The sequence below is a fragment of the Inquilinus sp. CAU 1745 genome, assembly GCF_039839375.1.
GTDB lineage: Bacteria > Pseudomonadota > Alphaproteobacteria > DSM-16000 > Inquilinaceae > JBDOQU01.
Genome location: NZ_JBDOQU010000003.1, coordinates 143,859 through 170,372, shown reverse-complemented (window position 1 = coordinate 170,372; position 26,514 = coordinate 143,859). Strand labels below are relative to the sequence as shown.

24 protein-coding genes, 1 tRNA gene and 1 riboswitch are annotated in these 26,514 nt (G+C 66.2%); of the genes, 17 read left to right on the top strand and 8 right to left on the bottom strand.

Annotated features, from left to right (window positions below; genetic code table 11):
• The first annotated feature begins 123 nt into the window (after positions 1-123).
• The 3 genes from AAFN89_RS05405 to AAFN89_RS05395 all read left to right on the top strand — a co-directional run bounded on the left by AAFN89_RS05405 (position 124) and on the right by AAFN89_RS05395 (position 1,334).
• The gene (locus tag AAFN89_RS05405; protein WP_347536690.1) at positions 124-471 is read left to right on the top strand and encodes a hypothetical protein; all 348 of its coding nucleotides are present in this window, start codon (positions 124-126) and stop codon (positions 469-471) included.
• 74 nt (positions 472-545) lie between these two features.
• Positions 546-854: a DUF6634 family protein gene (locus tag AAFN89_RS05400; protein WP_347536688.1), complete on the top strand. Its 309-nt coding sequence runs from the start codon at positions 546-548 to the stop codon at positions 852-854.
• A gap of 132 nt (positions 855-986) precedes the next feature.
• Positions 987-1,334, top strand: a complete 348-nt coding sequence (locus AAFN89_RS05395; protein WP_347536686.1) for a hypothetical protein — start codon at positions 987-989, stop codon at positions 1,332-1,334.
• Between the two features lie 1,982 nt (positions 1,335-3,316).
• Here the strand turns inward: AAFN89_RS05395 and AAFN89_RS05390 are convergent.
• Complete coding sequence (locus AAFN89_RS05390) at positions 3,317-4,702, bottom strand: site-specific integrase (protein WP_347536684.1); 1,386 nt, start codon at positions 4,700-4,702, stop codon at positions 3,317-3,319.
• Positions 4,703-4,780: 78 nt separating this feature from the next.
• Positions 4,781-4,854: transfer RNA gene (locus AAFN89_RS05385), tRNA-Gly, on the bottom strand.
• Positions 4,855-4,921: 67 nt separating this feature from the next.
• Here AAFN89_RS05385 and AAFN89_RS05380 point away from each other — a divergent pair.
• On the top strand, positions 4,922-5,131 hold the full coding sequence (locus AAFN89_RS05380; RefSeq protein WP_347536682.1) for a hypothetical protein: 210 nt from the start codon (positions 4,922-4,924) through the stop codon (positions 5,129-5,131).
• 20 nt (positions 5,132-5,151) lie between these two features.
• Here AAFN89_RS05380 and AAFN89_RS05375 read toward each other — a convergent pair whose 3' ends face one another.
• Positions 5,152-6,186, bottom strand: a complete 1,035-nt coding sequence (locus AAFN89_RS05375; protein ID WP_347536680.1) for a ribonucleotide-diphosphate reductase subunit beta — start codon at positions 6,184-6,186, stop codon at positions 5,152-5,154.
• Between the two features lie 17 nt (positions 6,187-6,203).
• Positions 6,204-8,033, bottom strand: coding sequence for a ribonucleoside-diphosphate reductase subunit alpha (locus AAFN89_RS05370; RefSeq protein ID WP_347536678.1), 1,830 nt, complete (start codon positions 8,031-8,033; stop codon positions 6,204-6,206).
• Positions 8,034-8,150: 117 nt separating this feature from the next.
• Positions 8,151-8,341: riboswitch (cobalamin riboswitch) on the bottom strand.
• 146 nt (positions 8,342-8,487) lie between these two features.
• Here AAFN89_RS05370 and AAFN89_RS05365 point away from each other — a divergent pair.
• The 8 genes from AAFN89_RS05365 to AAFN89_RS05330 all read left to right on the top strand — a co-directional run bounded on the left by AAFN89_RS05365 (position 8,488) and on the right by AAFN89_RS05330 (position 15,917).
• Positions 8,488-9,684: an ABC transporter substrate-binding protein gene (locus tag AAFN89_RS05365; protein WP_347536675.1), complete on the top strand. Its 1,197-nt coding sequence runs from the start codon at positions 8,488-8,490 to the stop codon at positions 9,682-9,684.
• Complete coding sequence (locus AAFN89_RS05360) at positions 9,660-11,420, top strand: ABC transporter permease (RefSeq protein ID WP_347536673.1); 1,761 nt, start codon at positions 9,660-9,662, stop codon at positions 11,418-11,420. The genes AAFN89_RS05365 and AAFN89_RS05360 overlap by 25 nt, the downstream gene beginning before the upstream one ends.
• Positions 11,417-12,070, top strand: a complete 654-nt coding sequence (locus AAFN89_RS05355; protein WP_347536671.1) for an ATP-binding cassette domain-containing protein — start codon at positions 11,417-11,419, stop codon at positions 12,068-12,070. The genes AAFN89_RS05360 and AAFN89_RS05355 overlap by 4 nt, the downstream gene beginning before the upstream one ends.
• A gap of 244 nt (positions 12,071-12,314) precedes the next feature.
• Positions 12,315-13,136, top strand: a complete 822-nt coding sequence (locus AAFN89_RS05350; RefSeq protein WP_347536668.1) for an OmpA family protein — start codon at positions 12,315-12,317, stop codon at positions 13,134-13,136.
• Between the two features lie 245 nt (positions 13,137-13,381).
• Positions 13,382-13,774 carry a Co2+/Mg2+ efflux protein ApaG gene (gene apaG / locus AAFN89_RS05345; RefSeq protein WP_347536666.1) on the top strand — a complete coding sequence of 131 codons (393 nt, stop codon included), beginning with the start codon at positions 13,382-13,384 and terminating at the stop codon, positions 13,772-13,774.
• Positions 13,775-13,794: 20 nt separating this feature from the next.
• Positions 13,795-14,406 carry a GTP cyclohydrolase I FolE gene (gene folE / locus AAFN89_RS05340; protein ID WP_347536664.1) on the top strand — a complete coding sequence of 204 codons (612 nt, stop codon included), beginning with the start codon at positions 13,795-13,797 and terminating at the stop codon, positions 14,404-14,406.
• Positions 14,399-15,601: an acetylornithine deacetylase gene (argE, locus tag AAFN89_RS05335; RefSeq protein ID WP_347536662.1), complete on the top strand. Its 1,203-nt coding sequence runs from the start codon at positions 14,399-14,401 to the stop codon at positions 15,599-15,601. The genes folE and argE overlap by 8 nt, the downstream gene beginning before the upstream one ends.
• A 115-nt stretch (positions 15,602-15,716) precedes the next feature.
• On the top strand, positions 15,717-15,917 hold the full coding sequence (locus AAFN89_RS05330; RefSeq protein ID WP_347536660.1) for a hypothetical protein: 201 nt from the start codon (positions 15,717-15,719) through the stop codon (positions 15,915-15,917).
• A 96-nt stretch (positions 15,918-16,013) separates the two neighbouring features.
• On the opposite strand, the gene AAFN89_RS05325 is transcribed toward AAFN89_RS05330, so the two are convergent.
• From AAFN89_RS05325 to mtaB, 4 genes are all read right to left on the bottom strand, one after another.
• Positions 16,014-16,601, bottom strand: coding sequence for a septation protein A (locus AAFN89_RS05325; RefSeq protein WP_347536658.1), 588 nt, complete (start codon positions 16,599-16,601; stop codon positions 16,014-16,016).
• 46 nt (positions 16,602-16,647) lie between these two features.
• Entirely contained in the window at positions 16,648-18,135 is a 1,488-nt protein-coding gene (locus AAFN89_RS05320) for an AMP nucleosidase (RefSeq protein ID WP_347536656.1), read from the bottom strand.
• A 3-nt stretch (positions 18,136-18,138) separates the two neighbouring features.
• Positions 18,139-19,110 carry a signal recognition particle-docking protein FtsY gene (ftsY, locus tag AAFN89_RS05315; RefSeq protein WP_347536654.1) on the bottom strand — a complete coding sequence of 324 codons (972 nt, stop codon included), beginning with the start codon at positions 19,108-19,110 and terminating at the stop codon, positions 18,139-18,141.
• Between the two features lie 323 nt (positions 19,111-19,433).
• Positions 19,434-20,684 (bottom strand): tRNA (N(6)-L-threonylcarbamoyladenosine(37)-C(2))-methylthiotransferase MtaB, encoded by a 1,251-nt coding sequence (gene mtaB, locus AAFN89_RS05310; protein ID WP_347536652.1) that lies wholly within the window; start codon positions 20,682-20,684, stop codon positions 19,434-19,436.
• A gap of 109 nt (positions 20,685-20,793) precedes the next feature.
• Between mtaB and AAFN89_RS05305 the strand changes: the two genes are divergently transcribed.
• From AAFN89_RS05305 to AAFN89_RS05285, 5 genes are all read left to right on the top strand, one after another.
• A complete protein-coding gene (locus AAFN89_RS05305; RefSeq protein WP_347536650.1) occupies positions 20,794-22,011 on the top strand; it encodes a multidrug effflux MFS transporter in 1,218 nt (405 codons plus the stop codon).
• Between the two features lie 99 nt (positions 22,012-22,110).
• Positions 22,111-22,884, top strand: coding sequence for a DeoR/GlpR family DNA-binding transcription regulator (locus AAFN89_RS05300; protein ID WP_347536647.1), 774 nt, complete (start codon positions 22,111-22,113; stop codon positions 22,882-22,884).
• Between the two features lie 150 nt (positions 22,885-23,034).
• On the top strand, positions 23,035-24,099 hold the full coding sequence (gene galT / locus AAFN89_RS05295; protein ID WP_347536645.1) for a galactose-1-phosphate uridylyltransferase: 1,065 nt from the start codon (positions 23,035-23,037) through the stop codon (positions 24,097-24,099).
• Positions 24,096-25,163 carry a galactokinase gene (galK, locus tag AAFN89_RS05290; protein WP_347536643.1) on the top strand — a complete coding sequence of 356 codons (1,068 nt, stop codon included), beginning with the start codon at positions 24,096-24,098 and terminating at the stop codon, positions 25,161-25,163. The genes galT and galK overlap by 4 nt, the downstream gene beginning before the upstream one ends.
• A gap of 20 nt (positions 25,164-25,183) precedes the next feature.
• Positions 25,184-26,506 carry a GH1 family beta-glucosidase gene (locus AAFN89_RS05285; RefSeq protein ID WP_347536641.1) on the top strand — a complete coding sequence of 441 codons (1,323 nt, stop codon included), beginning with the start codon at positions 25,184-25,186 and terminating at the stop codon, positions 26,504-26,506.
• Positions 26,507-26,514 lie beyond the last annotated feature (8 nt).

The window sequence follows — 26,514 nt, the reverse complement described above, 5'->3', positions numbered from 1 at the left end:
GAAATATGGAGAATGAAGAAAACCACCTGATCGCTACGACAATGGCGTCGCAGGGCCGAAGCCCTGCACCGTAACCGACCCCGCGCTGCTCTTGATCGCAACAACCCATCAAGGAGCAACATCATGCATTCTTCCCCAGCCAGCGCGGGGGACCTGATCACAATTCCGCACTGGCGGCCGTGGGATCGCGGCGCCTACGCCACCCTCGCCACCGGCGGGCCGGTCCGGATCTATCCAGCCCCATGGCTAGCGCCTCACCAGGCTCGCCGGCTGCACGATCTTCTCGACGATCTACTGACCTACCAATGCCTCTACCGGCGGATGGACGATATTCCCGACGGCCCTCGGGCGGTCCGGACGCAAGTCCGGGAGATCACCGCCGACATCGCCGCGCTGGCCGAGCTCCGCGTCGCCGTTCACTGGCGCCCCGGCGTCGGTGGCGACGCCATCGAGTTGCTCTGCCGGCGCTAGGGCCGGCGAACCCCTTCATCCCGACGCGATCGGCGACCCATGCCGGCCGTCGCAACCCTTTCAGGACACCACCCATGTATCGAACCCGCGAGGAAGCCAAAGCGCTGCTCGAGCAGTTGCAGCGCGAATTCCCTTACCTGAAGCGCGATGAGATCCCGCCCGGCGTCGATCTCGACACCGCGCCCCTGCTCGACCATTGGTCCTATAGCCTCGACCCGCCGGATGGGCTCATCGGCGTCGTCACCGGCCATCCGCATCTGCGGGATGGGGGATGGATCACAACGTCCCAATTGGTCTGGATCGACGAGACACGCGGTATCGCCCGCACCGTCAGCCGCTACTACCGTCTCGGCCGGCCTCTCGGCGTGGAGCCCGACCAATAGCCCGACGATCCATCGGTCATGGAATGTCCCGGCCTCTCCTTCACGGAAGGCCGGGCCACCCTCCCCAGAGACACCCGCCAGGCCCCGCGCTGCTCTTGATCACAGTTGGTGATCGCAATCAAGGAGCAACTTATGCGCACATCGACAAACAGCGCGCGGACCCATCACGTCATCTGGGAACCCTGGCGGGACGACCTGTTAACGGTCATCGGCCGCGGCGGCGGCGTCGAGACCGAGCCCGTCTCATGGCTCGCGCCACGGCAGACCAGGCGGGTGGAGGCCCTGATAGAGGATCTTCACCTCTACCAGGCATTGGCCAGCGACGCGCCCGGAACAGCCGACGCCGCCCGGGCCCGCCGCCGCCAGGGTCGCGAGATCGCTGCGCGGCTCACCGACCTGCTCCAGGTCGGGGTCAAAGTCCGCTGGCATGCCGACAGCGATAAATCGGTCCGTCTACTCTGTCAGCGCTGCCGCCGGTAGCCGTCGCCCCACCATCGGCCCCAGTGGCCGGCGGTGGGGCAACCCCCGGACACCGTCCCGGCACGGGACGCACGAGCCTGGCGATGGTGAGCACGTTGCCAGCACGTTGGGGGGCACGTTGAACAACACTATTGTTACATTTCAGCTGGTTAGCTAGAAAAAACGAGAATTTTTCCGCTCTTTTGGAGCACAACCCTAGGCCTCAATTCCGTGGACACCGCACGACACGGCGTCCCCATGGCAAGCTGCGTATCGGTTCCTGATCTGCGCGGCCGAGACAAAAAAGCCCCGCCAAATTGGCGGGGCAGTTCTTGATGCTGAACGGTCGCTCCCATCGAACTTAGTTCTGGATCCAAGTCATTCAATCAATCCGGCCTATGCGATGCTGCGAGACGAACTTATAGTCCTCTGCCAGTCGTCTCATTGAGAGCGAGCACAAACCGATCGCCATAATTTCTGCACTCGGTTGCGAGAAGGTAGTTGCCGATGCCGACCCTCATTTCCCGAGTAACCACCGGATATCGGTCCACGTCTGCACTGCAGGAGCGCCGCCTCTATGAGATAGAGGAAGCGGCGGAGCTTCTGCGCGTCGACTCCGAGACGATCGAAGCGTGGACTGAGGCCGGGGTTATCGGCCACTGCCGATATCCGAACGACAAGATCGTCATTCCCAACGCCGCCATTACAGCGTTCATTCAAACGACGTGGAAAGGCCCCGCACCACGCCCCGCCACCGCAGCGCCAGCGGCGGCCCCTAGCGCGCCAGGCGCCCTAAGAGTTCCTTCTGGCAGATCCACTACTATGATCCCACCAAGCGCAACGTCCGGTTCGTACAGAAGGGGACATACGGCTTCATTGCAGCTCAAGAGCGGCAAATCAAGTTGCTCGGCAGGCGAACCGAAGCCGCGCCGGCCGACCCGACCGGGCCGGAAGAAGGCCTCACCGTCAGCGGTGTCCTCCGCACATACATGACCGAGCCTGCGGGCAAGCTGCTGAGTGGACAGCAAGGCTGCGATCACCGCGAAGCATTGGGATGCGGTTCCTCGATTTCGCGCCGATCGTCAGGCCGAGCAGCGGGCCTACGTCGTCGCCCGCGGCGACAAAGGGAATCGCGATATCTCTCGTCCCCGGCGTGTCGCCGATGCTCCGCGCTGCGCAGCTTAGCCCAGACCGAGCACCGGGATTCGGCCATCCCGAGGATCTTCGACACCACGCTGAACGGTGCGCAAATTCAGATCCATGGTTGGCTTGATCAGCGGCCGCACCCATGGGTTCACATAGCGCGCACCATCTTCTGCGCGGTGGCGACCAGAAAGCTGACCCGCCCTTGCCCACAGGTGAGGCACCGATCAGTTGTCAGGCCGCGCGCCAGTGCGGCGGCGCAGGATAGTCTCGGATTTCGTCGGACGCCCTCTTCGACGGCGCTTGGTCATCGTCGGAGAAATGGATCCGCCGCTTCCGTTACAAATCCCCTTCAACGCTACCATATAGGCGTCCAGGTCTTCGATGTCGTAGCGCACAAGCCGGGTTCCCGGGATCGCGATCGCTGGGGGTCCTTCGCTTGAGCCGCGTTTGTGTGCCAGCCATGAAACGGAAATTCCGAGATATTTGGCAGCGCCTTGCGTTGTGAGGTAACGTTGAGATGACAAGAATAGAACCCACGGTTTCTCGATCGCCGCGCTGCCACGCGTCGACTACCGTAGGCACCTGGAACTGTCGCACGCCTCCCGGTCGAGGCGTAACCCTTGCTCCGGTAGGTTGGTTTCCTACCGGCCGTACCGGGCGATGCTTTCCAGCACTCGCACGGCCCCGATGGCCAGTTCTCCCAGACGAACTACACCCTAGCGACTGCGAGGCGCTATTCTTTCAAGCGCACCGCTATGGGCTGGCAGATAAAGCCCATTTGGGTTCATAGGGCTGTAGGGCAAATTGAGCTGCCGCGTTTTTCCAAAAAATTCATCGAAGCCCGAAACGGACAGCCTTTACACCGCAGCCACCGCAGATCCGGAGGCATTGCGCCGCGACGTTTTAGCCAGCTTCTGCCGCCTTGACGGCTTGCGGACCACAGCCTCGGCGTCCTCCAGAATCCGGGATTCTGTCGGGAGCCCCGCCGCGACTCTGGTCACGACCGCCACGAACGCAGCGGCTGCGTCCTCGAGCACGCGGATATCGTCTTCCTGCAGGCCCTGGGATCTGAGCTCCACGATCCGACCGCCCCTATCGCCCCGAAACTCCACGACGGTGATCGCATCACCGCTCTCGTTCCATTCGACTGCGAGTCGGGGAACTGGAGACGTGGATCCGTTGAGCCGTGGCGCCAATCTGTTGCCCCGGAGGTGGGTGTACCGTGCCAGCATTGATGGCGTGAGATGGCCCGAGATGGCCATGATCTCGGTGTCGCGCAGATCGGTGGTCTCAAAAAGGCGGGAAATCGCCTCGTGGCGGAGGTCATGCCAGCGAAGGTCAGGAAAGGCTTCATCCGTGATCACCGAGCGGAAGGCTTGGCCGATCGCGTTGCCGGACTCGATCGGCAGCACCTTCCCCGCTCGCGGCTTCTCACCGCCATCGACCAGCTCCCGGAACGCCGAGACGGCGCGTGCCGACAACGGCGTTCTGCGCTTCCACTTATTCTTGGTCTTGTCCGGCTGGGCGAACGGGTACTTGCCGTCCAGGCGCACCCGGTCCCAAGTCAGTTCGGCGAGTTCAGTCTGGCGCAGGCAGGTTTCCACCGCGATGACCGCAGCGTCTGCCAGCCATTTCCGCGAGGAGGATCGGAGTGCGGCGAGCATTCGCTCTTCCTCATCGACCCCGCTGGTGTCCTGGTGGGGATCGAGCCGCCGATCTCTGCCCGCGGACGCGGATGGTCGAACACCTTTGCCGACCGGGTTCGCCAGCGATATCTCATGAGCCTGGCCCCAACGCTGGTAGACCTGCGAGAGGAGGTTCAGCCGATGAGTTGCCGTTTGTGCGGAGCACTCGGCTTCCGGGCCGACGGACTCTCCATCATCCGCGCCGTCTTCATCCAGAACGCGACGGCGCCAAGCGATCAAATCCCAACTTTTCAGAGATACGATTGACCAGCTCGCGAATTCTGTTCGCAGCCAGTAGTTGATTTTAGATCGCTCATTCTTCGCGTTAGGCTTGTTGTGCGCCATCCCGTGATCGCGATACCAGATGAGCGCTTCCCGGAGTGTGGTGGACTTCGCCCGGGTCGGATCGACGTGCTCATTGCCGTCGAGCTTGGCCTCGATCCTGGCAGCCCAGTCCCGGGCCGCCTTGCGCGTTTCGAAAGTTTCCGACCGCTTGTAGTCCCCTCGGCGGATCTTCGCCTGAAACTGGTGGGGACCGCGTTTTATGATGGATGCCATGGGACACTCGCTGGGGGACGCTCGCTGGAGCCGACTGGCGGCCAGTGTCCCAAATTGTCCCAAAAAATCAAAAAAACCTGGAGCGGGCGAAGGGAATCGAACCCTCGTCGTAAGCTTGGGAAGCTTCTGCTCTACCATTGAGCTACGCCCGCGCCGAGCCTCCTTATAGGTGACCGCCGTGGCCGCTTCAAGAGCGGCCGACGGACCATCCGCGGGTTCATGGCCGCCCGGCGAAGTGATACCATAAGAACATCGCTGCAAATAGAAGCTGCGGCAGCAACCGGCGAAGGTGTTGGCATGGCTCACCTTGATCACGATCGAACGACGTTTGTGACCAAGCGGGATCTTGAGATCACGCTGCGGACGCTGACCATTCGGATTGCCGTCATGGTCATCCTCGCCGGAGTTGCCCTTCTGACGCTGGCATGAGCTAGATTATCAGAGCCGCTTCAAGAGCGGCCGGGAGCCTGCGCCTTCTGCCGTTCGTCGAAGGCGGCCCAGGCGCCGTCGGCGCCGTGCCAGGAGCCCTTGGTGGCCGCCTTGGAATATTCCGTGGCGCGGGCCTCGAAGAAATTGGCGTGCTCCACCCCGTTCAGGATCTCCGTCAGCCAGGGCAGCGGATGTTCCGTCACCCCATAGAGCGCCGGCAGTTCCAACTGCCCCAGCCGCCAGTCGGCGATGTAGCGGATGTAGCGCTTGATGTCGTCGGCATCCATGCCCTCGACCGGTCCCAGTTCGAACGCCAGGTCGATGAAGCGGTCCTCCAGCCCCACGACCGTCCGGGCGTTCTCGACGATGTCGTCCTTCACGGCCTGCGTCAGGCAGCCGGTCTCCTTCGCGAAGGCGTGGTAGAGCTTGATCATGCCCTCGCAATGGAGCGATTCGTCCCTAACCGACCAGGAGACGATCTGCCCCATGCCCTTCATCTTCCCGTGGCGGGGGAAGTTCAGCAGCATGGCGAAGCTGGCGAAGAGCTGCAGCCCTTCGGTGAAGGCGCCGAACATGGCGAGCGTCCGGGCGATGTCGCCCGGCGTCTCCACCCCGAAGCCCTGCATGTAGTCGTGCTTGTCCTTCATCGCCTCATAGTCGAGGAAGGCCGCGAACTCCGTCTCCGGCATGCCGATCGTCTCCAGCAGCAGCGCGTAGGCGGCGATGTGGATCGTCTCGATATTGGAGAAGGCGGCCAGCATCATCTTCACCTCGGTCGGTTTGAAGACACGGGCGTAGCGGTCCATGTAGTTGTCGTTCACCTCCACGTCCGACTGGGTGAAGAAGCGGAAGATCTGGGTCAGCAGGTTCCGCTCCCCGTCCGACAGGCGGCCGGCCCAGTCGCGGCAATCCTCCCCCAGCGGCACCTCCTCCGGCAGCCAGTGGACCTGCTGCTGGCGCTGCCAGAAATCGAACGCCCAGGGGTAGCGGAACGGCTTGTAGCCCTTCGACGGAGTCAGCAGGCCGGGCGCGGCGACGGCTTGTTCGGTTGTCATTCTGAAAGTCTCCCGGATTACTGGCAGGACAGGCATTCGTCATAGTCGGTGCGGGCAAGCTGCCGTTCCGGCCAGGCCCGCGTATTGTCGGCCTCCACCCCGGCGAAGGACGCCCGCTGGACGGATTTCGACCGGCAGTAATAGAGGCTCTTCACACCGGCCTCCCACGCCCGCCAATGCAGCATCATCAAATCCCATTTCTCGATGTCGGCCGGCAGATAGAGGTTGATCGACTGGCCCTGGCAGATGAAGGGCGCGCGATCAGCGGCCAGATCGACCACCCAGCGCTGGTCGATCTCGAACGCGGTGCGGAAGCACGCCTTCTCGTCAACCGACAGCCCGTCGAGATGCTGGACCGACCCGTCATGCTCCAGGATCGAGGCCCAGATTTCCGGCCTGTCCATCCCGCGCCGGACGAGCGCCTCGCGCAGGTGCGGATTGCGGACGGTGGTCGATCCCGACAGGGTCTTGTGGGTGTAGACATTGGCCGGGATGGGCTCCACGCAGGCGCTGACGCCGCCGCAGATGATGCTGATCGACGCCGTGGGCGCGACCGCCAGCTTATGGCTGAACCGTTCCATCACGCCCGCGTCCAGCGCGTCCGGGCAGGGCCCGCGCTCCACCGCCAGCTTGCGCGACGCCTTGTCCGCGCCTTCCCGCAGATGGCGGAAGAGGGTGCGGTTCCAGCTTCGGGCGACGGCGGATTCGAACGGCACGCCCTGGGACTGAAGGAAGGAATGGAAGCCCATCAGCCCCAGCCCGACCGACCGTTCCCGCATGGCCGAATAGGTCGCGCGGTCCATCCCCTCCGGCGCGCGATCGATGAAGTCCTGGAGCACATTGTCCAGGAACCGCATGACATCCTCGACGAAGCGGGGATCGTCCGACCATTCGGGATAGCGCTCCGCATTGACGGAAGCGAGGCAGCAGACCGCCGTCCGCTCCCGGCCGTGATGGTCCCGTCCGGTCGGCAGCAGGATCTCGCTGCACAGGTTCGATGTCGTCACCTTCAGCCCCAGCGCCTGTTGGTGGCCCGCCAGCGCCCGGTTGGCGGTGTCGGCGAACAGCAGGTAGGGCTCCCCGGTCTGGAGCCTGATCTCCAGTATCTTCTGCCACAGCTCCCGAGCCTTGAGGGTGCGCAGCACCTCCCCCGTCTTCGGGCTCTTCAGCGGGAAATCGGCGTCTTCGCGCACCGCCTCCATGAACTCGTCGCTGATCGCTATCCCGTGATGGAGGTTCAGGCTCTTCCGGTTGAAGTCGCCCGACGGCTTGCGGATCTCCAGGAATTCCTCGATCTCCGGATGACTAACATCCAGATAGACCGCCGCCGAACCGCGCCGGAGGCTGCCCTGGCTGATCGCGAGCGTGAGCGAATCCATCACCCGGATGAAGGGAATGATGCCCGAGGTGTGGCCGCAGCCCTTCACCGCCTCCCCGATCGAGCGGACGCCGCCCCACCAGGTGCCGATGCCGCCGCCGTTGGAGGCGAGCTGGACGTTCTCGTTCCAGGTCCCGACGATGCCGTCCAGCGAATCGCCGACGGCGTTGAGGAAGCAGGAGATCGGCAGGCCGCGATCGGTCCCCCCATTGCTGAGGATCGGCGTCGCCGGCATGAACCAGAGGCGCGACATGTAGTCGTAGAGCCGCTGGGCGTGGTCCCGGTTGTCGGCGTAGGCCGTCGCGACGCGGGCGAACAGATCCTGACAGCTTTCGCCCGGCAGCAGGTAGCGGTCGCTGAGCGTCGCCTTGCCGAAATCGGTCAGAAGATGGTCGCGGCCATGGTCGATTGTCACCCGGAAGGATGGCCTGGCGGCCAGGGCGCTGTTGGGAAGGTGCGTATCCGGCATGTTCTTTCCCCCGTACCGGTGGTTGATCCGTCCGGTCGGGGAAAGGGGCAAAGCGAGGGCTGGCCGCAATCAGAAGGGCGGACGCCTTGCGCTCCGCCCGGTGCACCCCGCCCGGCCTCTTCGCGTTCGCATGACGGCAGGTCTCCTGGCTCGCGGGTCGTCGTCCGTTCAGCGCCCGGCCTTCCCGGTTTCCCAGTGGCCTTGGATGGGCGCGGACTCGCCGCTCACAGTTGCGGGGGCAGCCCCGGTATCGCACCGGGTTCCCTTTTCATCTCCCCGAAGGAAGAACCATCACACGGCGCACATATAGGGGCTAAAGCAGATTGGCTGTCAATATGTTGATTCGTAAATGCACCGGCCATCAATCCATCGTGAGGGTGGCGCGACAGGGCTGACATAAATGGCGTTCGCCTTCTACTTTCAGTCGCGACCTTCACCCGTGATTGCGAGATCGATGAAGAAAGCCGCCGCCGCGCTTTTCGCCGCTGCCCTGATGCTCCCCGCCGCCCCCGCTATGACGGCGGAGTGGGAGGATGTGCTGGCCGAGGCCGAGGGCCAGACCGTCTATTTCAACGCCTGGGGCGGGTCGACCGCGATCAACGACTATATCGCCTGGGCGGCCGGGGAGGCGGAGGAGCGGTTCGGAATCGATGTCCGCCACGTGAAGATCGGCGACGCGGCGGAGACGGTGAGCCGGGTGCTGGCGGAGAAGACGGCCGGCCGAGATTCCGGCGGTACGGTCGACCTGATCTGGATCAATGGCGAGAATTTCGCCGCGATGAAGGAGAACGGCCTGCTGGGCGCGCCGTTCGTGGCGAGGCTGCCCAACTTCGCCTATGTGGACACCGAGGCGAAGCCGACCACGCTGATCGATTTCACCGTTCCGACGGAAGGGCTGGAAGCGCCCTGGGGCATGGCGCAGCTCGTCTTCATGTACGACACGGCCGATGTGGCGGAGCCGCCGCGCACGATCGGGACGTTCGTGGACTGGGCGGAGGCTCATCCCGGCCGCTTCACCTATCCGGCCCCGCCGGCCTTCCATGGGACGACCTTCCTGAAGCAGGCGCTGATCTCCCTGACGCCGGACCCGTCGGTGCTTCAGCATCCGGTGTCGGAGGCGGATTTCGAAACCGTCACCGCTCCGCTATGGGAATTTCTGGACGCGCTCCACCCCCATCTCTGGCGCGACGGGGAGACCTTCCCCGCCGACGGTCCCCGGCTGGTCCAGCTTCTGAACGATGGGGAGATCGACATCGCCTTCACCTTCAATCCCGGCGAGGCCAGCGCCGCGATCGCCGACGGGCTGCTGCCGGAGACGGTGCGCACTTATGTGCTGGAGGGAGGGACGATCGGGAATACCCATTTCGTCGCCATCCCGTTCAACGCCAATGCCCGGGCCGGGGCCATGGTGTTCGCCAACTTCCTGCTGTCGCCCGAAGCGCAGCTCCGCAAGGAGGATCCCGCAATCTGGGGTGACCCGACCGTCCTCGCGATGGAGCTGCTGCCGCCTGAGGACGCGGCCGCGTTCGAGGCGCTGCCACGCGGCGTCGCCACCCTGACATCCGACGAGTTGGGCCGCACGCTGCCCGAACCGCACCCCTCCTGGACCGAAGCGATCGAGCGGGAATGGCGACGCCGGTACGCCCGCTAGACGCGCCGGCCGCGCCGGTCGCCCGCCCGACGGCGGGAAACGGGCGGCGGGGCGGGGCGCTTGTCCTGGCGCCGGTGCTGACGCTCGTCCTGTTCCTGACGCCGGTCGCGATCGGGCTTGCCGGAACTTGGCTGCCGGCGGTCGGCATCCTTCCTGCGCTGGGCGGCGACAGTCTGTCGCTGGAGCCGTTCTCCGCCCTCTTCGCGGAGCCGGGCCTCGCGACCGCCATCCGCCTGTCGGTGGTGACGGGCGTCGGATCGACGATGCTCGCCCTCGCGCTGGCGATCCTCGCCCTGGCGCTGGCGTCGGACGGGCGGACGATGCGGGCCGCGCGGCGCGCGCTGGCGCCGCTGCTGGCGGTCCCGCACGCAGCCTTCGCGGTCGGACTCGCCTTCCTGCTGGCGCCCAGCGGCTGGCTGGCGCGCCTCGTCTCTCCCGGCTTGACCGGCTGGGACCGGCCGCCCGACCTCGCCACGGTGAACGACCCCGCCGGCATGGCGCTGCTGCTGGGGCTGGCGGTCAAGGAGACGCCGTTCCTGATCCTGATGGGGCTCGCAGCGCTCAACCAGATACCCGCCCGGCAGACGCTGGCCGTTGCCCGGTCGCTGGGCTACCGGCCGGCCATGGCCTGGATGAAGACGATCCTGCCCCTTCTCTACCCCCAGATGCGGCTGCCCGTGTTCGCGGTGCTGGCCTATGGGCTGTCGACCGTGGACATGGCGCTGCTGCTGGGGCCGACCGCGCCGCCGACGCTGGGGCCGCTGCTGCTGGGCTGGTTCCATGATTCCGACCTTCAGCGCCGGTTCGTCGCCGCCGCGGGCGCGGTCCTGCAGCTTCTCCTGATGATCGGGATCGCCGGCCTGTGGCGGCTGGGGGAGATGGCGGTCGCCGGGGCGGCGCGGCCCTGGCTGACAAGCGGCCGCAGGGGAAGACGCGGTGGCCGGTTCCTTCGCGTCGCCGGCGGGACGGGCGTCGCCATCGTCGTAACCGTTTCCCTCCTCACGTTCCTGATGCTGGCGCTCTGGTCCCTGTCGGAAGGCTGGCGCTATCCCGACGCCTGGCCCGTCGGCTGGACTCTCGACAATTGGGTGTCGACGCTGCCCGCGCTGGGACGGTCGTTCGCGATCACAGCATCCGTCGCCATGGCCGCCACCGCCATTGGGCTGGCTCTGGTCGTCGGATGCCTTGAGTTCGAGGACAGGTCCGGCTTCCGGCCCGGCCGGGGGGCGCTCTGGCTCATCTACACGCCGCTGCTGATTCCCCAGCTCGGCTTCCTATTCGGTATCCAGGTCAGCCTCGCGACCCTCCGGCTGGAGGGGACCTTCCCCGCCCTCGTCTGGACCCATCTCCTCTTCGTGCTGCCCTATATCTACCTGACGCTGGCGGAGCCCTGGCGGGCGCTGGACCCGCGTCTGGCCCGCAGCGCGGCGGCGCTGGGCCACGCGCCCCGGCGCACCCTGTGGCGCGTCAAGCTGCCGGTCCTGCTGCGGCCCGTCCTGTTCGCGGCGGCGGTGGGCTTCGCGGTCAGCGTGGCGCAATATCTGCCGACGCTTTTCGCCGGCGCCGGACGGCTGCCGACCCTGACGACGGAAGCCGTGGGGCTGGGCGTCGGCGGGGACAGGAGGGTCGCGGGAATCTATGCCTTCGCGCAGGCCGCCCTGCCGCTCATCATGTTCGCGCTGGCGATGGCGGTGCCGGCGATCCTCTACCGCCACCGCAGGAATCTGCGCCCATGACCGGCCTCGCGCTTGAAGCCGTCTCCCTGTCCGTGGGCGGTCGCCCCCTCTTCCAGCCGCTCTCCCTTACCGTGGCGCCGGGCATGGTCACGACGGTGATGGGGCCGAGCGGCTGCGGAAAATCCAGCCTTCTGGCCTTCCTCTGCGGCACGCTGGATCCCGCCTTCCACGCCGCCGGCCGGGTGCGCGTGGATGGGGAGGAGATGACGACCCGCCCGCCCGAGGAGAGGCGGCTGGGTATCCTCTTCCAGGACGATCTTCTGTTCCCGCATTTGTCGGTCGGCGGCAACCTGGCCTTCGCCCTGCCGGTCGGGATGAAGCGCGCCGACCGGCGCGCGGAGATCGGGGCGGCGCTGGACGAGGCGGGGCTTTCCGGCATGGGCGATCGCGACCCAGCGACCCTGTCCGGTGGCCAGCGGACGCGCGCGGCGCTGATGCGGACCCTGCTTTCCCGCCCCAGGGCGCTGCTGCTGGACGAACCGTTCGCGCGGCTGGACGCTGAGCTGAAGGGCAGGATGCGCGCCTTCGTCTTCGACCATGCCGGCCGCCGCGGCCTGCCGATCCTGCTGGTCACACATGACCGCGAGGACGCCGAAGCCGCCGACGGTCCGGTGGTGGCCCTTTCCCAGCCTTTCGGACAATCGACCTGACACGGCCGCCAAAATAGGGAAATCGTCATTTTTTGTGATATTTCACCTCCAAAGAACGGCCGCGGCTTAACTCCGCCTTAATTTCTGCTATTGTTCCAGGCGTCGGTTAGGTGCCCAATAGTCGGCGCACGGGCTCAACCGTGGCGGGCCTGAGGGCGAATAAACGTAGCGGACGCATGATCCTGGGAACAAACGTTGCGCTGCGGACTTTATCCTCCGAGGGGACCAAGAGGAGTACAACAATATGAAATCTGTCCGTTACCTGAGCGTTTTCGCGGGGGCGACTATGCTGGCCGGCTGCACCGGCATGGCGGTCGAACAGCTGAACAACGCTGAAGCCACCGGCAGCCCGTTCACGCAGCAGCTGGCTCAGGAGTATCGCGCCTTCGCGAACTTCGAAGCCAACGAGATGTACGACTGGACGGACGCCGACTATTTCGCGGAGAAGGGCCTGCGGGCCGCGGCCGGCGAGGTCGTGCCACCCGAGGAACTCTCCAATTGGGATCTGCCCGAAGGGTCGATCGCCGAGCTGTCGGACGCCCGTCAGCGTCTGGTGAACGCGCTCAACGGCGGCGCCCGGGAGGAATTCCCGGTCGAGGCTGCGGTCGCCCAGGTGCAGTTCGACTGCTGGGTTGAACAGCAGGAAGAAAATCACCAGCCGGATCACATCGCGGCCTGCCGTGATGACTTCTTCGCGGCGATGGAGCAGATCGAAGCCCAGCCGATGCCGGAGGCTCCGGCCGTCTACTTCGTGTTCTTCGACTTCGACCGTTCGGAGATCACCGAGGCCGGCGAAGCGATCATCGCGCAGGTGATCGCGGACTATGAAGCCGGTGTGGTGGATGAGGTCAGCGTTGTCGGTCACACCGATACGTCGGGTCCGGACGCCTACAATCTGGCGTTGGGCTCCCGTCGTGCGGAAGCCGTCAAGCAGGCGCTCATCGCCGGGGGCATCCCCGCCGGTGAGATCGTCACGGCCACCGAGGGTGAAACCCAGCCGCTGGTCGCCACTCCGGACGGTGTCCGCGAGCCTTCCAACCGCCGTAGCGAAATCCGCTTCCAGTAAGCGTTTTTCTTCAACGGTTCCCGTAACGGAGCCGGGCCAGGTCGAAAGACCTGGCCCGGCTTTCGTTTGTCCGGGGGCGAAAGCCGCGCCCCAGGTGGATGCGCCTCCGGTAGACAGGGGCCGCGAACGGCGCTATTCGACGGACGACTAGTGTTCCGATGCCGACGGATGGTTCCCCATCCGCCGGCTGAATCGGAACACCCAGATATTGAATCTAGAAACGTCGCCAGCGCGGAAGGCTGAAGATGTACACGGCGGAAACGCAATCGATCCGCGTATCGGTCGAGCCGGCTTACCTGGAAGACCAGTCGTCGCCGGCCGACGGGCATTATGTCTGGGCCTACCATGTCAGGATCGAGAACCATGGCGACCGGACGGTCAGGCTGCGGAACCGGTTCTGGCAGATCACCGACAGCTTCGGGAACGTGCAGGAGGTCAGCGGCGCGGGCGTCGTCGGCCAGGAACCGACCCTGACACCGGGCGAAAGCTTCGAATACACCAGCGGCGCGCCGCTGAATGCCCCCTCGGGCATCATGGTCGGCAGCTATCAGATGGAAACCGACGATGGGAACCGTTTCGACGTCGCCGTGCCCGCCTTCTCCCTGGACAGCCCCCATGACGGCGCGCCCGTCCATTAGGAACTTCTAGAAGAGAGCCCATGCTTCCCCCGTCAACCGATCTTCCATCCGCCCGGAACGACCGCCCGAGCCGCAGCGAAGTCGAGGACGCGGTCCGCACCCTGATCCGCTGGGCGGGCGACGATCCGGCGCGGGAAGGGCTGCTGGATACGCCGCGACGGGTCGCCAAGGCCTATGAGGAATTCTTCGCCGGCTACGAAACCGATCCCGCCGACCTTCTGTCCCGGACCTTCAAGGAAGTCGAGGGTTATGACGAGATGGTCGTGCTGAGGGATATCCGGTTCGAGAGCCATTGCGAGCACCACATGGTGCCGATCATCGGCAAGGTGCATATCGGCTACCTGCCGGTGCGCCGGGTGGTCGGCATCTCCAAGCTCGCCCGCGTGGTCGACGCCTTCGCAAAGCGCCTCCAGATCCAGGAGAAGCTGACCGCCCAGATCGCCAACGCGATCAACGACGTGCTGGCTCCGGCCGGCGTCGGCGTGGTGGTGGAGAGCGAGCATCACTGCATGACGACGCGCGGCATCCACAAGCACGGCGCGGCCATGGTCACCTCCACCATGCTGGGTGCGTTCCGCGCCGACCCGAAGACCCGGCGGGAATTCCAGTCCTTCCTGGGCATGAATGGCTGAGGGGACCCTGCCGCTCGCCGATCCGCCCCCCGATTCGGTGGAGTTGCTCGCCCGGCTGGTCGCCTTCGACACCGTCTCGGCCAAACCCAACCGCGACCTGATCGACTGGATCGCCGCCTATCTGGCCGCCTTCGGCGTGACGGCGGAAATCGTGCCCGGCCCGGACGGGAAGGCCAACCTCCATGCGGTGATCGGTCCCCGCATCGACGGCGGAGTGGTGCTGTCAGGCCATACCGACGTGGTGCCGGTCGAAGGCCAGTCCTGGTCCACCGACCCCTTCACCCTCACCGAACGCAACGGCCGCCTCTACGGGCGCGGATCGGCGGACATGAAGGGCTTTGTCGCGCTCGCCCTCTCGCTGGTGCCGGAGATGGTGGCAAGCCCGCTCGCCAGGCCGATCCACCTCGCCTTCACCCATGACGAAGAGGTCGGCTGCCTGGGCGCGCCGGGCCTGCTGGACCATATCGCCGGACGGTCGCCAACTCCCCGGATCGCGATCGTGGGCGAACCGACGATGCTGAAACCCTGCGACGCCCATAAGGGGATCGAGGTCTTCCGCACCGCGATCATGGGACGGGAGGCCCATTCCAGCGCGCCGGACGCCGGCGCCAGCGCGATCGTCGCGGCGTCCTCGATCGTCGGCTTCATCGCCGCCATGGCGGCGGAAAAGCGGGAGACGCCGTTGAAGGGAAGCCGGTTCGACCCGCCCTTCACGACCTTCAATGTCGGCACGATCGCGGGCGGCACGGCCGTCAACATCATCCCCAAAAGCTGCGAACTGGTGTGGGAGTTCAGGGCCGTGCCGGGCGACGATCCGGACGCCATTCTCGCCCGCCTGGAAACCCATGTGAGGGATGTCGTGCTGCCGGCGCTCACCGCGCGCCATCCCGCCGGGTCCGTGACGACGGAGCGGCTGGTCGCCGTCCCGCCTTTGGCGGCGGGCGCAGAGGGCAGCCCGGAGGACGGCCTCGCCACCGCGCTCGCCCGCCAATGGTCGGGCGCGAACGAGACCGGCACGGTCGCCTTCACGACGGAGGGAGGGCTCTACCAGCGCGCGGGGTTCTCCACGGTCGTCTGCGGTCCCGGCGACATCGCGCAGGCCCACCAGCCCGACGAATTCATCTCGCTGGACCAGATGCGCGCCGGCGAGGCGTTCCTGCGCCGCATCGTCGGCTGGGCCGTTTCGCCCTCCTGACGGCGTCCGGCCGATAACCCTTTGTTAAGGGCTGGGGCGGCAAATATTGCCCCGTTACCCGGCAATAAACTCCCGCTCGGGATGATGGGGCCGGGGCGATGGGAATGTTCGCGCCATGCAGGTGTCTTCTTCGTCGGGATCGATTCTCCAGACGATCTCCAACTTTTTCCAGCCGCGCCCGCCAGTGTCGGAAACGGCCGGCGAAGGCGCGCCGAAACAGCGCGCGCTGACCGCTCCGCAAATTCCCGAAATCTTCGAACCCCCGCCCGCCGACACCCCGATCCGCCGGGGCATGCTGGTCAACATCCTGACCTGACCGGCTGGGGCGGCCTTCCCTCATGGTGAGCTTGTCGAACCATGTGTGCCCGCATCCTTCGACAAGCTCAGGATGAGGTGCAAGCAACCTACCGCCTCACGTCGCCTCGTTCTCTTCCTCGATCGTGTGCTTCATGATCAGCGGGATCTGCGCGGCGCCGAAGGCGATGGAGAGCGGCATGATTCCGAAGACCTTGAAGTTGACCCAGGCGTCGGTCGGCAGGCTGCGCCAGACGATCTCGTTCAGGATCGCCAGGAAGATGAAGAAGAACGCCCACCGCCAGGTCAGGAGCCGCCAGCCCTCGTCGGTCAGGTTGAGCACCGTGCCCATCAGCAGCTTCAGGAACACCCGACCGAAGGCCAGCCCGCCGAACAGGATGCCGGCGAACAGCAGATTGACCACCGTCGGCTTGATCTTGATGAAGATGGCGTCGTCGAGCCACAGCGTCAGCCCGCCGAACACCATCACGAAGCCACAGCCGATCAGCGGCATCAGCGGGACCCGGCGTTCCAGCCAGTAGGACAGCGCCACGGAAACCAGGGTCGCGACCATGAACACGGCGGTCCCGGTCATGATCCCTTCCATGCGGTTGACGATGAAGAAGGCGACCAGCGGCCCCGCCTCCAGCGCCATGCGGAGAAGGGGAGACCGGGTCTTGGCCTCGGATCGGTCGGTGGAGCTCATGGGGGCGCTATCTAGCACGACCCGGCGCATCGGGTCGAGGATTCGCCTACTGGAACCCGACCTCGCTGAAGCTGCGCAGCTTGCGGCTGTGCAGCCTTTCCAGCCCCAGCTCGCGCAGCCGCTCCATGGCGCTGATGCCGATCTTCAGGTGCTGGCCGACCTGCTGCTTGTAGAAGGCGTCGGCCATGCCGGCCAGCTTGATCTCGCCATGCAGCGGCTTGTCGGAGACGCAGAGCAGCGTGCCGTAGGGCACCCGGAAGCGGAAGCCGTTGGCCGCGATGGTCGCGCTTTCCATGTCCAAAGCGATCGCCCGGCTCTGGCTGAAACGCTGCACCGGCTCGCGATGGTCGCGAAGCTCCCAGTTCCGGTTGTCGATGGTGGCGACGGTGCCGGTGCGCATGACGCTTTTCAGCGCATAGCCCTCCAGCCCCGTGATCTCCACCACCGACCGTTCCAGCGCCTGCTGGATCTCCGCCAGCGCCGGAACCGGCACCCAGGTCGGCAGGTCGGCGTCCAGCACGTGGTCCTCGCGGACATAGCCGTGGGCCAGCACGTAGTCGCCCAGCTTCTGCGTGTTCCGCAGCCCGGCGCAATGCCCCAGCATCAGCCAGGCGTGCGGGCGCAGGACGGCGATATGGTCGGTGATCGTCTTGGCGTTGGACGGGCCGACGCCGATATTCACCATGGTGATGCCGGAATGGTCCGCCCGCCTCAGATGATAGGCCGGCATCTGCGGCAGCCGCGCCACCGGTTCCCCTTCCGTCGCGCCGCCGCGACGGGTGACGAAGTTGCCCGGCTCCACGAAGGATTCGTAGTCCGTATCGTCCCGCGCCATCAGCTCATGGGCGTGGCGGATGAATTCGTCGACATAGAACTGGTAGTTGGTGAACAGGACGAAGTTCTGGAAATGCTCGCAATTGGTCGCCGTATAGTGCTTCAGCCGGTGCAGGCTGTAGTCGATCCGGGGACCGGTGAACATCGCCAGGGGCTTCCGGTGGCCGTCGGCCGCCTCGTAAGTGCCGTTGACGATCGAATCGTCCATCAGCGCCAGGTCCGGCACGTCGAACACCTCCCGCATCAGCCGCATCCGCTCCGGCGACAGGCTGCCTTCGACATGGAGGCCGTCGGGGAAGGCGAAATGGATCGGGATCGGGTCGTTGCTGACCCCGACTTCCACCGGCACCCGGTGGTTCCGGATCAGCTGCGACAGTTGCTCCTTCAGATAGGCGCGGTAGAGGTCCGGCCGGGTGATGGTGGTGGAATAGTCGCCCGGCCCGTCGACGAAGCCGTAGCTGAGCCTGGTGTCGACACGGGCGAAGGTATCCGTCGTGATATTGACGTAGGGATAATAGGCCCGCACCCGCCGGTCGAACGGCTCGTTGCGCGCGAAATCCTGGAAGCGCGCCCGGAGGAAGGCCGTGCTTTCCTCATAGATCGCCAGGATTCGGGCGACGGCGGCGTCGGCGTCCTCGAACAGCGCAGGCTCCGTCGTCGCGCCGATTTCGAAGGCCGTCTTCATGCGTTGAAGGTTCATCGTCTAATTCTCCAGGCCCATGAGGGAGCGCGCGAAGGGCACCGCCTCGAACGGCCGCAGATCGTCTATGCCTTCGCCGACGCCGATCGCATGGACCGGCAGGGCGAACTTCTCCGCCAGCGCGACCAGCACCCCGCCCCGGGCGGAGCCGTCCAGCTTGGTGACGATCAGGCCCGTGACGCTGACCATATCGCGAAAGACCTCGACCTGGGCGTGGGCGTTCTGGCCCGTCGTCGCATCCAGCACCAGAAGCACGGCATGGGGCGCGGCGGCGTCCTGCTTCCTCAGGACGCGGATGATCTTCTGAAGTTCGGCCATCAGGTCGGCCTTGTTCTGAAGCCGGCCGGCCGTATCGATCAGCAGGATGTCCGTTCCATCCCGTTTCGCCTGGGCGTAGGCGTCGAAGGCCAGCCCCGCCGCGTCCGCGCCGGTCTCGCGGGAGATCACCGGGACCCCCGACCGGTCGCCCCAGACCTTCAACTGCTGGACGGCGGCGGCGCGGAAGGTGTCGCCGGCGGCCATCATCACCGATTTCCCCTGGTCCCGCCATTGGCGGGCCAGCTTGCCGATCGTCGTCGTCTTGCCGGTGCCGTTCACCCCCACCATCAGGATGGTGAAGGGCCTGGCGGCGGGATCGGGCGTCAGCGGCAGGGCGACGGGGCCGAGGATGCGCGCGGCATGGTCGGCCAGCGCCGTGCGCACCTCCTCCGGGCTGACATCCTTGCCGAACCGTGTCCGCGCCAGCTCCGCCGTCAGCTTCGCCGCCGTCGACGGGCCCAGATCGGCCGTGATCAGCAGCTCCTCCAGCTCCTCCAGCGCCTCGTCATCCAGCTTGCGCCGGGTGAAGATGCCGGTGATGCCGTCGGTCAGTTTGGCCGAGGACCGGGTGAGGCCGGCCTTCAGCTTCGCGAACCATCCCTTCTTCTCCGGGATGGTCGTGGCGGAATTCTCGATTCCGATTTCTCTATCCATCATGCCGCGTCTCTATACACGGCCTTGCCCCACCCCCGGAAGAGCCGCCATGCCGCCGGCCGCGAATGTCATCGATGCGTCAAGCTGCCGAATCGGAGATTTTCACCGGCAACGGTCAATCCGTTCAGCGTATATTTCATTCCTGGTCGGCGTCCGTCCTCCGATCGGCCAGCCTTCGGCCATCCGATGCCTTACCCGCTCCCGAACGACTTTCTGTTCGTCCGTCAGCTCATCACCGTCCTGCACGGGCATCTTAGCGTCCCTCAGAGTGACGGGTTCAGCCATAGCGCCCCTCCATTCGCAGAGCAATTGTGTAGCATTTTCCGCTATCGACTCGTCAGATATCCGTCCTCAGCCCCCGTGACGAACACCTTCGCCAGCGTTCCCGCGGGCGGTGGGTCGGCCGGACTTACCAGGGCGAAATGGGGAGTGCGGCCCGCGCCGTTGCGTTCCATCAGCACCTCGACCGTCCGGCCCGCCTGGGACCGCAGGAAGGCGGTCGCTCGCGCTTCCCCCGCCGCGCGCAGCCTGGCGGCCCGTTCCTTGCGGACCGGCGGGGGCACTGCCGGCATCCGGGCGGCGGGCGTGCCCGGCCGTTCCGAATAGGGGAAGACATGCAGCCAGGTGAGGCCGCATTCCTCCACCGCCGCCAGCGTGTTCTCGAACATCGCATCGGTCTCCGTCGGAAAGCCCGCGATCAAATCCGCGCCGAACACGATGTCCGGGCGAAGCGCCCGCGCCCGCTCCGTCAGCGCCACGGCGTCGGCGCGGGAATGGCGGCGCTTCATGCGCTTCAGGATCATGTCGTCGCCGGCCTGGAGGGAGAGGTGGAGGTGCGGCATCAGCCTCTCCTCCTCCGCGATCAGCCGCCAGAGATCGTCATCGATCTCCACGCAATCGAGGGAGGAGAGCCTCAGCCGCGGCAAATCCGGCGTCAGCGCCAGCAGCCGCCGGATCATCTGGCCCAGGCCCGGCCGCCCCGGCAGATCGCCGCCATAGGAGGTGACGTCGACGCCGGACAGCACGATTTCCTTGTATCCGGCCTCGACCAGCGCGCGGACCTGCGCCGCGATCTCACCCACCGGGACGGAACGGGAGGGCCCGCGGCCGAACGGGATGACGCAGAAGGTGCAGCGGTGATCGCAGCCATTCTGGACCTGGACGAACCCTCGGGAATTGGCTTCGAACCCCGGCAGCAGATGGCCTGCCGTCTCCGTCACCGAGGCGATGTCGTTGACCCGGACGCGTTCGCCGTCCGGCTCATCCAGACCGCGCCAGCTTTCCGGCTTCAGCTTCGCGTCATTGCCCAGCACGACCGACACCTCCGGCATCGCCGCGAAACTGCCGGGATCGATCTGGGCGGCGCATCCGGTCACCACGATCCGCGCATCGGGACGCCGGCGGCGGGCGCGCCTGATCGCCTGGCGGGCCTGCCGCTCCGCCTCCGCCGTCACCGCGCAGGTGTTGACGATGATCGTGTCGGCAAGCCCGGCGGTCCGGGCATGGCCGCGCATCACCTCGCTCTCATGGATGTTGAGGCGGCAGCCGAAGGTCAGGATTTCAGGGTCTACGGTCATCGGCCGCAAGATGGCGCTTTCATGGAAAGGTTACAACCTTCCGATTGCGGATGTATTGCATGGATGGTATGGAGGCGGCAGAACTTTCCGCCCCTCTTCAGAGCCTGTCATGTCGTCCCCCCGCACAGCGCCGCCGCGCTATCTGCCGTTACTGCTTGTCGCCTACGGCATCAGCGCGATGGTGGTGACGGATCTCTATTTGCCCAGCATGCCGCTGCTGGCGAGGGTTTTCGATACGACCGACGCCCAGGTCCAATGGACGCTGACGATCTATATGGGCGGGTTCGCCGGCGCGCAGCTCATCTACGGGCCGCTGTCGGACAGGTTCGGCCGCCGGCCCGTGCTGCTGTGGGGTGGCGTCGCCTTCCTGGCGGCGACCCTCTTGTGCGGAACGGCGCGGTCGATCGAGACGCTGATCCTGGCGCGCCTGGCGCAAGGGGTGGCGATCGCGAGCCTGTTCGTGACCTCCAAGGCGCTGATCCGGGAGCTTTACGACGACGCGACCGTCGTCCGCGTCACCGCGCAGATATCGATGGTGGAAAGCCTGGCGCCGGCGCTGGGGCCGATCATCGGGGCGGAGATCCTGGCCCTGCTGGGCTGGCGATGGAACTTCTTCTCCGTCGCGATCCTGGCTTCGGCCACGCTGGCCGCGCTCTTCCTCGTGCTGCCGGAGAGCAACCGGCGGCTCAACCGCGACGCGCTGAGGATCGGGCCGATTCTGGCGACCTATGCGCAGATTCTGCGGATGCGGCGCTTCATGGCCTATGTGCTGCCGGCCGGAATGATCTTCGGCGGGCTGATGGTCTATCTGACCTCCGGATCGTTCCTGCTGATCGAGGAGCGGGGGCTGACGCCGCGCCAGTTCGCGTTCGCTCAAGGCTCCACCGTCGCCTGCTATTTCGCCGGCCTGATGACCACCAGCCGCATCGTGGGGAGAAGCGGCTCGCTGCTGCTGATCCGGGGCGGGCTGATCGCCGTCTTCCTGGGTGGCGGCGCGATGGCCGCGCTCGGGCTGGCCGGAATCGAGACGGCCTGGGCGGTCATCGCGCCCTTCGCAATCTTCGCCTTCGGCATCGGGCTCTCCGTGCCACCGATGATGACCATGGCCCTGTCGGCCGACGGTGCGCTGGTCGGCGCGCTGGCGTCGCTGCTGGGCGCGATCGTCATGAGCTGCGCGTTCGCGGGCAGCCTGCTCGCCAACCTGATCTATGACGGCACGGCCCTTTCCGTCGCGATCCCGCTGGGCGTGATGTCGACCGGGGCGTTCCTGATCTATGCGGGTCTCGCGCCCCGGCCGGACGCCGCTTCCCGGCCTTCCGAAGCGTAAGGAAGGGCGGCCCTTCCACCGGGCGGCGTTCCGGGATAGACTTTTCGTATATTTGTGATGCCTTGATAAAGGCAAGGATACGAAAGTCCTGGAACCCCGATGCCCTCCCTGCAAGCGACCCTGCGCCATCAGTCGATCGTCGATTTCCTCCATCGCGACGGCAACGTCCATGTCGCCGATCTGGCGGAAAAGCTCCAGGTCTCCGCCGTCACCATCCGCGCCGACCTGGATTATCTGGAGGAGCAGCAGGTTCTGAGCCGGACGCGCGGCGGCGCGGTCCCGGCGCGCCCCCGGCGGTTCGAGCTGCCGCTGGAGATGACGATCCAGGACCATGCCGACGAGAAGAAGCGGATCGCCCGGTTGGGGGCCTCAATGGTGCGGAGCGGGGAAACGGTCATCCTCGATGTCGGCTCGACCACGACGGAACTCGCCAAGAGCCTGTCCCGCGACCTTCAGGACGTTGTGGTGGTGACCAATGCGCTCAACATCGCGCTGGCGCTGGAGAACCATTCCGGCGTCACCGTCGTGGTCACGGGCGGTACGCTCCGGACCATGCAGCACAGCCTTGTCGCGCCCTTCGCCGCCCTGCTTCTGAAGGAGATCAACGCCGACCTCGCCTTCATCGGCTGCAATGGCGTCGATTCGGAGAAAGGCTTCACCAACACCAATCTGGCGGAGGCGGAAGTGAAGCACGCGATGATCGAGGCCGCCAGCCGATGCGTCTTCCTGGCCGACCACGCCAAGCTGATGCGCGTCGCCACCGCCCGCGTGGCGCCGCTGGAGGCCGCCGACCTCCTGATCACCGACGAGGGCGCGACCTCCGAACAACTCCGCGCCCTCCGCCGCGCCGGGCTGGAGATCGCCGTGGCGTGAGGCTACGCGCCAAGCGAAACAAACCACAAATCTTGACAAACTTTCGCAAACCGGGTGAGTTGACGGCAGGTTCTGACCGCATCCGAAAGTGTTCCCGTTCATGCTTGGCGTCCGCAACGATCCCGATCCCGGGGGCAGGCCGGGGATAGCATGACGGGGTCCGAAAGCCGCATCCCCACGAAGCGCACCCATGTGAAGCCGGACGGGCGGCGGCTTCATCTCTACGGATGGGCGGAGCACAGGCTGCCCCTCATTGCCGAGATCGATCCCGTTCCCGGCCCGACCCCGCATCTGCGCTGGCATCCCTTCCGCCGCGAATGGGTCGCCTATGCCGCGCACCGGCAGGACCGGACCTTCCTGCCGCTTGCCGAATACTGCCCGCTCTGCCCCACCCGGCCCGGCGGCTTCGCCAGCGAGATCCCGTTCGAGAATTTCGAAGTGGCGGTGTTCGAGAACCGGTTTCCCGCCTTCCATCCGGACGCTCCGGAACCGCCTCCCGGACTGCTCGTGCCGACGGCCCGCGCCGCCGGCCAATGCGAGGTCGTGGTCTATTCCGCCGCCCATGAAGGCAATCTCGGCCTGCTGACGCCGGAGCGGCGGGAACTGCTGGTCCATGCCTGGGCCGACCGTTACCGGGAGCTGCTGGCCCGCGACGACGTTCAATGCGTGCTGCCGTTCGAGAACAGGGGCGAAGCGGTGGGGGTGACGCTGCACCACCCCCACGGCCAGATCTACGCCTTCCCCTTCGTTCCGCCGGTGCAGCGGGACGCCGCCGCGACTTTCCGGGAGGGGCCGGAGCTGGCGCGGCTGATCGACCGGATGGGCGACCGCTACGTCGTCGCGGAGAACGGGACGATGACGGCCTTCGTCCCGCCCTTCGCCCGCTTCCCCTATGAAGTCTGGGTGGCGCCGCGCCGGCCGCAGCCCGGCCCCTGGACGTTCGAGGATGACGAGACGAAGGATTTCGCCGCGCTGATGGGCGATGTCGTGCGCCGCTACGACCGGCTGTTCGGCCGCCCCTTTCCCTATATCCTGTCGCTCCAAGCCGCGCCCAAGGGGGAGGAGGCGACGTTCCATTTCCACGCCCAGTTCTATCCGCCGCTGCGAACGGCGGAGAAGATGAAATACCTGGCCGGGGTCGAGCAAGCGGCCGGGACCTTCCTGGTGGATGCGCTGCCGGAGGATACGGCGGCCCAACTGCGCGAGGCGACATGACGAGCCTCTACGAAGGCGTCTTCGGTGCGCCGGCCGAAGCCGAAGGGCGAGCCCCGGCGCGGGCCAACCTGCTGGGCGAGCATACCGACTATAATGACGGCTTCGTCCTGCCGACGCCGCTCGCCTACGAGACGGCGGCCACCATCGGCCGGATGAAAGGCGCGCCCGACGGAATCATCGAGGCGCACGCCGCTCCGTTCGGGGAGACGAAGCGGCGATCCCTCGGCGATCCGCCACAGGGCGACTGGATGGATTATGTCGTCGGCTGCTTCCGGGCGCTTGGCGAGGCGGGTTATGCCGTCCCGGCCGTCAGCCTCGCGATCTCCTCCGACGTGCCGATGGGGGCCGGCATATCCTCCTCCGCCGCGCTTGAAGTGGCGGTGCTGCGCGCGGCGCGCCGGCTGCTCGACCTCCCTCTCGACGATGTGGAGCTGGCGCGGCTGGGCCAGAAGGCGGAGAACGCCTATGTCGGGATGCAGTGCGGGATCATGGATCAGATGGCGGCGTCGCTGGGGCAGAGGGGCAAGGCCCTCTTCCTCGACACCCGCACGATGGCGACCGAGACCGTCCCGCTGCCGGAAAGCTTCCGCCTCGCAATCATCCATTGCGGCAAGGCCCACCAGCTCACCGCCGGCGACTACAACACTCGTCGCCGGGAATGCGAGGCGGCTTGCGCGGCGCTGGGAATCGGCAGCCTTCGCGATCTCGATACCGGCGATCTGGAGAGGCTGGAACGGCTGGAGGAGCCGCTGGGCCGCCGGGCCCGTCATGTGGTGACGGAGAACCGGCGGGTGCTGGACGGAGTAGCGGCGCTCAAGGCCTGCGACGCCGGAACCTTCGGCCGTCTAATGGACGAGAGCCACCGGTCCCAGAGGGACGACTATCAGGTCTCCATCCCCGAAATCGACGCGCTGGCGGACTCGGCGAAGCGTCACGGCGCGATTGGCGCCAGGCTGACCGGAGGCGGCTTCGGCGGATCGATCGTCGCGCTGGTCCCGTCCGGCCGCTACGATGGGTGGCGTGACGCCGTCCTGGCCGATCGGCCGGACGCCCGGGAAATCTAGCGAACGCCAAGATTGGACCCATGCCCGTTTTTCCATCAGGTTTCGTCTGGGGCGCTGCCACCGCCGCCTATCAGATAGAAGGCGCCGTCCATGAGGGTGGACGCGGCGAGAATATCTGGGACCGGTTCTGCCGGCAGCCGGGACGGATCAGGGATGGCTCCAGCGGGGAGGTTGCCTGCGACCATTACCGCCGCTATGCCGAGGACATCGCGCTGATGGGCGATCTGGGCGTCGGCGCCTATCGCTTCTCCATCGCGTGGCCCCGCCTGTTCCCGGCAGGCAAGGGGCCGCTCAACCGCCAGGGGCTGGATTTCTACGACCGTCTGGTCGACGGGCTGTGCGAGGCCGGGATCACGCCCTTCGCTACGCTCTATTATTGGGATTTGCCGCAGGAGCTTCAGGCGCGGGGAGGCTGGACGAACCGGGACACGATCCCCCGCTTCGTCGACTATGCCTGCGCTGCGGCGGAAAGGCTGGGTGACCGCGTGCAGGATTTCATCCTGATGAACGAGATATCGGTCGCCGCCTGGCGAGGACACGCCACCGGGATCCACGCGCCCGGCATCGCCGACGCCCGCGCCTTCCTGGCGGCGACGCACCATATGAACCTCGCCCAGGGGGAGGCCATCCGCGCCATGCGCGGCGAAAGCAGCCGCTGGCGGCTGGGATCGGCGCTCAACCTCATGCCCGTCGATCCCGCCGACGACAGCATTGGCGCGGCCGACGCCGCCGACCTGGTCGACGCCTTCTGGAACGGCAGCGTGATCGACCCGCTGATCCATGGCCGCTATCCGGAGATCGTGGCCGGGCGCTTCCAGCCCTTCGTCCAGGAAGACGATATGGAGCGCATCCGCCAGAAGGTCGACTTCATCGGCCTCAACCATTACAGCCGCGCCTATGCCCGGCAGGACCCGGATCAGCCGTTGGGCGTCGGCATGGTCGCGCCGCCGGACGATCGGCCGACCACAGCCATGGGCTGGCGCATCGACGGCGGCGGCTTCCGCGAGACGCTGATGAGGCTGAAGGAGGATTACGGCAACCCGCCCGTCCATGTGACGGAGAATGGGGCCGCCTTCGACGACATCGTGGACGCCGACGGCAGGATCAGCGACCCTGCCCGCATCGCCTTCCTGGAGGAATATCTTTCGGCGCTCGGCCAGGCGATCGAGGCCGGCTGCGACGTGCGCAGCTATTTCGTCTGGTCGCTGATGGACAATTTCGAATGGGCGGAGGGCTATACGAAGCGCTTCGGCCTGGTCCATGTCGACTACGCGACACAGAAGCGGACGCCCAAGGACAGTTTCGGCTGGTATGCCCGCCTCACGCGTGAAGGCCGGTTCTGAAGCGGCGG

What these genes read in the sequence shown, in the direction of transcription:
- AAFN89_RS05395 (WP_347536686.1), top strand. Translation starts at nt 987, where the DNA reads ATGCGCACATCGACAAACAGCGCGCGGACCCATCACGTCATCTGGGAA.
- AAFN89_RS05325 (WP_347536658.1), bottom strand. Translation starts at nt 16,601, where the DNA reads ATGAGCTCCACCGACCGATCCGAGGCCAAGACCCGGTCTCCCCTTCTC.
- AAFN89_RS05380 (WP_347536682.1), top strand. Translation starts at nt 4,922, where the DNA reads ATGGCCGCCCGGCGAAGTGATACCATAAGAACATCGCTGCAAATAGAA.
- galK (WP_347536643.1), top strand. Translation starts at nt 24,096, where the DNA reads ATGACGAGCCTCTACGAAGGCGTCTTCGGTGCGCCGGCCGAAGCCGAA.
- AAFN89_RS05300 (WP_347536647.1), top strand. Translation starts at nt 22,111, where the DNA reads ATGCCCTCCCTGCAAGCGACCCTGCGCCATCAGTCGATCGTCGATTTC.
- AAFN89_RS05285 (WP_347536641.1), top strand. Translation starts at nt 25,184, where the DNA reads ATGCCCGTTTTTCCATCAGGTTTCGTCTGGGGCGCTGCCACCGCCGCC.
- AAFN89_RS05355 (WP_347536671.1), top strand. Translation starts at nt 11,417, where the DNA reads ATGACCGGCCTCGCGCTTGAAGCCGTCTCCCTGTCCGTGGGCGGTCGC.
- AAFN89_RS05330 (WP_347536660.1), top strand. Translation starts at nt 15,717, where the DNA reads ATGCAGGTGTCTTCTTCGTCGGGATCGATTCTCCAGACGATCTCCAAC.
- AAFN89_RS05360 (WP_347536673.1), top strand. Translation starts at nt 9,660, where the DNA reads ATGGCGACGCCGGTACGCCCGCTAGACGCGCCGGCCGCGCCGGTCGCC.
- AAFN89_RS05390 (WP_347536684.1), bottom strand. Translation starts at nt 4,702, where the DNA reads ATGGCATCCATCATAAAACGCGGTCCCCACCAGTTTCAGGCGAAGATC.
- AAFN89_RS05375 (WP_347536680.1), bottom strand. Translation starts at nt 6,186, where the DNA reads ATGACAACCGAACAAGCCGTCGCCGCGCCCGGCCTGCTGACTCCGTCG.
- AAFN89_RS05350 (WP_347536668.1), top strand. Translation starts at nt 12,315, where the DNA reads ATGAAATCTGTCCGTTACCTGAGCGTTTTCGCGGGGGCGACTATGCTG.
- mtaB (WP_347536652.1), bottom strand. Translation starts at nt 20,684, where the DNA reads ATGACCGTAGACCCTGAAATCCTGACCTTCGGCTGCCGCCTCAACATC.
- AAFN89_RS05320 (WP_347536656.1), bottom strand. Translation starts at nt 18,135, where the DNA reads ATGAACCTTCAACGCATGAAGACGGCCTTCGAAATCGGCGCGACGACG.
- AAFN89_RS05405 (WP_347536690.1), top strand. Translation starts at nt 124, where the DNA reads ATGCATTCTTCCCCAGCCAGCGCGGGGGACCTGATCACAATTCCGCAC.
- apaG (WP_347536666.1), top strand. Translation starts at nt 13,382, where the DNA reads ATGTACACGGCGGAAACGCAATCGATCCGCGTATCGGTCGAGCCGGCT.
- AAFN89_RS05370 (WP_347536678.1), bottom strand. Translation starts at nt 8,033, where the DNA reads ATGCCGGATACGCACCTTCCCAACAGCGCCCTGGCCGCCAGGCCATCC.
- folE (WP_347536664.1), top strand. Translation starts at nt 13,795, where the DNA reads ATGCTTCCCCCGTCAACCGATCTTCCATCCGCCCGGAACGACCGCCCG.
- ftsY (WP_347536654.1), bottom strand. Translation starts at nt 19,110, where the DNA reads ATGATGGATAGAGAAATCGGAATCGAGAATTCCGCCACGACCATCCCG.
- AAFN89_RS05305 (WP_347536650.1), top strand. Translation starts at nt 20,794, where the DNA reads ATGTCGTCCCCCCGCACAGCGCCGCCGCGCTATCTGCCGTTACTGCTT.
- AAFN89_RS05400 (WP_347536688.1), top strand. Translation starts at nt 546, where the DNA reads ATGTATCGAACCCGCGAGGAAGCCAAAGCGCTGCTCGAGCAGTTGCAG.
- AAFN89_RS05365 (WP_347536675.1), top strand. Translation starts at nt 8,488, where the DNA reads ATGAAGAAAGCCGCCGCCGCGCTTTTCGCCGCTGCCCTGATGCTCCCC.
- galT (WP_347536645.1), top strand. Translation starts at nt 23,035, where the DNA reads ATGACGGGGTCCGAAAGCCGCATCCCCACGAAGCGCACCCATGTGAAG.
- argE (WP_347536662.1), top strand. Translation starts at nt 14,399, where the DNA reads ATGGCTGAGGGGACCCTGCCGCTCGCCGATCCGCCCCCCGATTCGGTG.